Here is a 4,281-nt window from a genome sequence, read left to right on the forward strand (position 1 = left end):
CAGATGATCAGCGTTCCGGCATAGTTGGCGTCGAGATAGCGCGGGTTGGTGGCGTGGTGGACGCGGTGGTGCGAGGGCGTGTTGAAGATGAATTCGAACCAGCCCCACATCTTGCCGATCGTCTCGGTGTGAATCCAGAACTGCCAGACAAGGTTGAAGCCGAAGACGAAGGCGATCACCGCCGGATGGAAGCCGGCGAGCACCAGCGGCGCCTGCAGGATAAAGGTGAAGGTGAACAGGCCGGTCCAGCTCTGCCTCAGCGCCGTCGAAAGATTGTAGTGCTGGCTGGAATGATGGTTGACGTGTTCGGCCCACACCCAGCGCACCCGGTGCGCGATGCGGTGATAGACATAGTAGCGCAGGTCATCGAGCAGGAAGGCGGCGACAAACACCCAGATCGACAGGCCGAGATTGAAGAAGCGGAACTGCCACAGCCACAGCAGCGCCCAATAGGACACGACGCCGAGCAGCAGGCCTGCGACGACATTGCCGGTCCCCATCATCAGGCTGGTCAGCGTGTCGCGCGTCTCGAACGATCCCTTGGCGCGCCCGGTGCGCACCAGCCAGAGCTCGATCAGGATCGCCGCGACGAAGAACGGGATCGCAAGCTGGGTGACCTGCGGGAAATTATACTGATCCATCACGCCGCCTTTCGGATTCGATCGTGGCCCTGCAATGCCGCCACCACGGCCAGCGCGCCCGCTTCGTCGGCAAAGACGAAACTGCCGCCTTTCCAGGTGAAATCGTTGAGCCGCAGCGAGACCGCATTGCCTTCCCTCGCCAGCGCCAGAATGTCGTGCGGCATGACGATGCGCGTCAGGAAACAGTCGCCTATGCTCTGGACGATGCCGCAACGCTGCGGGCCAAGATCGAGAAAGGCGGTATGGTTGTCGGCTGTCAGCCGCACGGCGCCCGGCCTTTCGTCGGGAAAATCCTCGGCAAAGCGTGCGAGAGCCTGATCTGCGCCAGCGAGCATCGCGGTTGTCGTGCCGCCGGTGAAATGCACGGCCGCGACCGACAGCGCGATGCCGAACACGACAAGAACGACCAGGACTGGCAGGCTCATGGAAAGGCGGCTCCTCCGGCGGCCCGCATTTCTTTGACGCGAGTCCACGCAATGGAATCCCTAGCATGATTGACGTTTACGTCAAAGGGGCGTCCAGCCCCGCATCGCGTGACGCAGGAGCAGCCAGTGCCGGCGCAGGATGGAGAGCGCTACCGTCCTGCAGAGCACCGAACTGCCCGCCTTTTCCATCTTGTCGAGATAGGCGCGCGTCAGCGCCAGCGGCAGGAAGGCCGGGCGCAGCGAAACCGGAAGCACCGGCGCAGCTTTCTCGAAAGCGTTGAGATGCTCCCGCGCCAGCGCGATCATCGCCGCCACCGCCCGCTCCGCGGCAGCTCCGCCCTCTCCCTTGACGAACTCTTCCGGCGCCGTGCCGGCTGCCGCCAATATATCGGCGGGCACAAAGCACTGGCCGCGCCGACGGTGCAACGGCAGCAGAAGCAGCAGCCCGGTGATGGCCTGGGCGCAGCCCGCTCGACCTGCCAGCTCGGCAAAGCCCGGCGCCGCGGCCGGATCGAGCGCCATCGCCGCAAGCTGGATCAGCGCCGCGGCCGTTTCGCCGCAATAGCCCTCGAGGTCGGTCCGCGACGGCATCGGATCGTCATAGAGATCGAAGATCCGCGCCTCGAGCATGTTTTCGAAGGCGGCCTTCGGCAGATGGTTGGCAGCGATCGTCGCGCGCAGCGCATCGGCGGTCGGATGGCCCGTCTCGGCATCCCCGTCGGCCGAAACGACGTCGCGCCACCATTGCAGCCTGACTTCACCTGGCAGCGGCTCGTGGATGCGATCGCGCACGCTCGCGACTTCGGCGTTGAAGGCGTAGAGCGCGAGCAGCGCGTCACGCTTGTCGGCCGGCGCGTAGAGCGCCGACAGGTACCGGTCATGGTCGGCCGAGCGCACCGCATCCATGACGACGTTGCCATTCTTGACGGTGGTGGACGTGTTGGCCATTCAGTCGACGGCGATCAGCGCGGCCGCGACGGCGCGATCCTCGGCGAGGAGCACATTGTAGGTCCGCACCGCCGCCCCGGTAGACATCGGGTCGGCCGAGATGCCGGCTTCCTTGAGCGCGGCGCGCAGAGGCGCCGGCAGCGGCCGCAATTCCTTGCCCATGCCGACCAGCAGGATCTCCACCTTGCCGGCTTCGGCGAACAGCCTGTCGAAATCCGCGGCCTTCAGCGCCAGCGGATCGGCGGGCTCCCAGCCATGGATGCCCGACGGCAGGACGAGCAATGAGCCGCGATGTGACATGTCGGCAAAGCGGAAGCCGCCATTGCCATAGGCCTCGATCGGCGCCTTGCCGGGGAAATGCGCCTCGCGGATGATGATGCCTTTGGCCATGGGTCTAGAGCATGATGCCGAAAAGTGTGGAGCGGTTTTCCGACGACATCATGCCCTATCTCTTTGATTGGGATGATTTCAGGTCGACTCGACCTGAAATCATCCGGCGTTGATGGCGTCAGGTCGTCACGGCCTTGCCGTTCACCGGCTTCTTCTCCTCTTCGGTCGCGGCCTGCGGCCGCAACCGGAACAGGATCAGCAGCGGCGCGGCGATGAAGATCGACGAGTAGGTGCCGAAGATCACGCCGAACAGCATTGCCATCGTGAAGGAGCGGATCACCTCGCCGCCGAACAGCACGAGCGCCAACAGCGCCAGGATGGTGGTGACCGACGTCAGCGTGGTTCGAGACAGCGTCTCGTTGATGGCGTTGTTCAACAGCTGCGGCAGCGGCATCTTCTTATATCTTCGAAGATCCTCGCGGACGCGGTCATAGACGACGATCGTGTCGTTCAGCGAATAGCCGATAATGGTCAGGATCGCCGCCAGCGACGACTGGTTGAACTCCAGCCCGGTCAGGACGAAGAAGCCGATCGTCATCACCACATCGTGCACCGTGGCGATGATGGCGCCGACCGCGAACTGCCATTCGAAGCGGAACCAGACATAGAGCAGGATGCCGACCAGCGCGATCAGCATGGCGATCGTGCCCTGCTTGGCAAGTTCGCCGGACACCGTCGGGCCGACCACTTCGACGCGGCGGAAATCATACTGGTCCTGCAGCTCGCCCCGCACCTTGTCGATGACGGTCTGCTCGGCATTCTCGCCGGCGTCCTGCGTGCCGACGCGGATCAGCACGTCGTTCGGCGCGCCGAATTGCTGCACCTGGATCTCGCCGATGTTGAGCTCGGACAGCCTGTTGCGGATGTCGCCGAGATCGGCGTTGCCCTGCTTCGCCTGCACCTCGATCATCGAGCCGCCCTTGAAGTCGATGCCGTAATTGATGTCGATGGTCAGGAACCCGACGACCGACAGGATCGACAACAGGCTGGACAGGGCGAAGGTCCAGCGGCGGATGCCCATGAACGGGATTTTCGTGCCCGGCGGAATGAAGGTGACCGGCGCGCGCGGCAGTTCCTTCGGCCGGGCGCGGCGCAGCCAGATCGACACCAGCATGCGCGTGAAGGTGAAAGCGGTGAAGACCGTCGTCAGGATGCCGATCGCGTAGGTGATGGCGAACCCCTTGACCGGTCCGGTGCCCAGCCAGAACAGCACCACGGTGGCGATCAGCGAGGTGACGTTGGAGTCCACGATCGTCGCCAGCGCTTTGGAGAAGCCCGTATCGATCGCCTGAATCACCGAGCGGCCGTTTCGCCGCTCCTCGCGGATGCGCTCGTAGATCAGAACGTTGGAGTCCACCGCCATGCCGATGGTGAGCACGATACCGGCGATGCCTGGCAAGGTCAGCGTTGCGCCCAGCAGCGACAGCACGGCCACGATCATCGCCACGTGGACCGCGAGCGCGATGTTGGCGAGGAAGCCGAGGAAGCCGTAGGCGACGAACATGAAGGCGACGACGAGGATCGAGCCGATGATGCCGGCGATTTTACCCGCATGGATCGAGTCCTGGCCAAGGCCCGGGCCGACCGTGCGCTCTTCGATGATGGTCAGCTTTGCCGGCAGGGCGCCCGCTCGCAACAGCACGGCAAGGTCGTTGGCGCTCTCGGCCGTGAAATTGCCGGATATCTGGCCGCTGCCGCCAAGGATAGGTTCGCGGATAACCGGCGCCGAAATCACCTGGTTGTCGAGAACGATGGCAAATGGCTTGCCGACATTCTGCTGGGTCGCCTGACCGAACCGGGTCGCTCCGCGGGAATTGAAGGTGAACGAAACGACCGGCTCGTTTGTCTGTGAATTATAGGTCGGCGTCGCCTGCGAC

Annotated in this window: 5 protein-coding genes; all 5 read right to left on the reverse strand. The window is 64.0% G+C overall.

Annotated features, from left to right (window positions below):
* The coding region (locus EOD07_RS24645; RefSeq protein WP_206519542.1) for a sterol desaturase family protein at positions 1–641 on the reverse strand (641 nt) is incomplete at its 3' end.
* Positions 641–1,066: a hypothetical protein gene (locus tag EOD07_RS24650; RefSeq protein ID WP_127237288.1), complete on the reverse strand. Its 426-nt coding sequence runs from the start codon at positions 1,064–1,066 to the stop codon at positions 641–643. The genes EOD07_RS24650 and EOD07_RS24645, both read right to left, overlap by 1 nt.
* 81 nt (positions 1,067–1,147) lie before the next feature.
* The gene (locus EOD07_RS24655) at positions 1,148–2,014 is read right to left on the reverse strand and encodes a phytoene/squalene synthase family protein (RefSeq protein ID WP_245470451.1); all 867 of its coding nucleotides are present in this window, start codon (positions 2,012–2,014) and stop codon (positions 1,148–1,150) included.
* Complete coding sequence (locus EOD07_RS24660; protein ID WP_041011758.1) at positions 2,015–2,404, reverse strand: Mth938-like domain-containing protein; 390 nt, start codon at positions 2,402–2,404, stop codon at positions 2,015–2,017. It lies immediately after the preceding gene.
* 118 nt (positions 2,405–2,522) lie between these two features.
* On the reverse strand, positions 2,523–4,281 hold a 1,759-nt coding region (secD, locus tag EOD07_RS24665; RefSeq protein ID WP_127237289.1), incomplete at its 5' end, for a protein translocase subunit SecD.

It is taken from the genome of Mesorhizobium sp. M2C.T.Ca.TU.002.02.1.1 (genome assembly GCF_003997225.1).